This window comes from Alicyclobacillus sp. SP_1, assembly GCF_024706985.1.
Classification (GTDB): domain Bacteria; phylum Bacillota; class Bacilli; order Alicyclobacillales; family Alicyclobacillaceae; genus Alicyclobacillus_I.
The window spans coordinates 1-1,064 of the sequence record NZ_JAMCCX010000005.1 but is presented as its reverse complement, the minus strand read 5'-3'; the positions used below and the strand labels follow the sequence as shown (position 1 = coordinate 1,064).

Genomic DNA, 1,064 nt, shown 5'->3' with positions numbered 1-1,064 from the left:
ACGCGAGCATGACCTTCGAGTTGGCTGAGGTGAAGCGCGTCGGCGAGCATGACGCGGGCGATGTCGAGCGTTGGTTGTGTCATATAGACGGGTGCGTTCGGATACATGCTGGAGATGAGGGGCAAGGCCCCGAGGTGATCTTGATGGGCATGCGTGATAAAGATGGCCTGCGGGTTCGCGTGGCCTTCTTCTAAGAGGGACAAGGCCGGGAGGGGATCGCGTTCGTCCATGCGGGTGCCCGCATCGACCAGCCACTCGGTGGAAGCGGTTCGAAACCACAGGCACGTCGCGCCAATCTCCGCCCCGCCAAGAACCGTGATGTTCATATCGTGTACACCCTTCTCTGTTTCTATCGTTTGTTGTTTACCATAGCACATCGAGCGCGTGGCTCGTACGCTTTAAGAGCCACGAAAAAATGTCCCAAACGTGTCCACCCCCACAAGGGCAGACGTGGCACAATGGAAAAGACACGATAGGAGGCGAACTATGAGCATCGAAGTCTGTCCGCGTTGCGGGACGTTGTATACGCCCGTGCGCCGAACCCTATGTCCGACCTGTCAACGCGAGGAGAATGCGCTCTTTGAGAGAGCGCGAACGGTTCTGAAACACGAGCCTGCCTGTACGGTGTATCAACTGGCCACGCATCTGGACGTGTCGACCGAGGTCATTGAGGAATGGATTCGCGAAGGGTATCTGTTGGTACGTAACCACCCCAATCTGACGATAGCCTGCGAACGTTGCGGTCAGTCTGCGCTCGGTCGCTACTGTGAGCATTGCCGAGAAACGATGGGGGCGATGTTGACGGATGCAGCGAAAGCGGTGCGAGCCGAGGATAAGGGGAAGGGGACGCGACGAGGATTTTATTCACGATAGGGAGGAAAGCGGTATGACGCATTCAACGCCTCTTGTCGTCACCGTGAGCCTGTGGACGGTGAGGGCTCTGCTTGTCCCCGCAGGGCTCGATTGGGTTCGTGGGAATCCCGTCGCGATACGACCCATCCAGCTGTGGTATGCAGGTCTTGGGGATGTCTTGGTGGCCGGAGGTCTGCGGGCGGTGGTCGGCA

At 58.4% G+C, this 1,064-nt stretch carries 2 protein-coding genes; one reads left to right on the top strand and one right to left on the bottom strand.

Translation table 11 applies throughout. From position 1 onward, the window contains the following. Positions 1–326, bottom strand: a 326-nt coding sequence (locus M4I36_RS00040; protein ID WP_258109555.1) for an MBL fold metallo-hydrolase, incomplete at its 3' end; no start/stop codon positions are given. A gap of 160 nt (positions 327–486) precedes the next feature. Here M4I36_RS00040 and M4I36_RS00035 point away from each other — a divergent pair. Beyond that, positions 487–873, top strand: a complete 387-nt coding sequence (locus tag M4I36_RS00035) for a hypothetical protein (RefSeq protein WP_258109554.1) — start codon at positions 487–489, stop codon at positions 871–873. Positions 874–1,064 lie beyond the last annotated feature (191 nt).

Excerpts from the sequence above, each read along its gene's own strand:
- M4I36_RS00035 (WP_258109554.1), top strand. The coding sequence starts at position 487 with ATGAGCATCGAAGTCTGTCCGCGTTGCGGGACGTTGTATACGCCCGTG.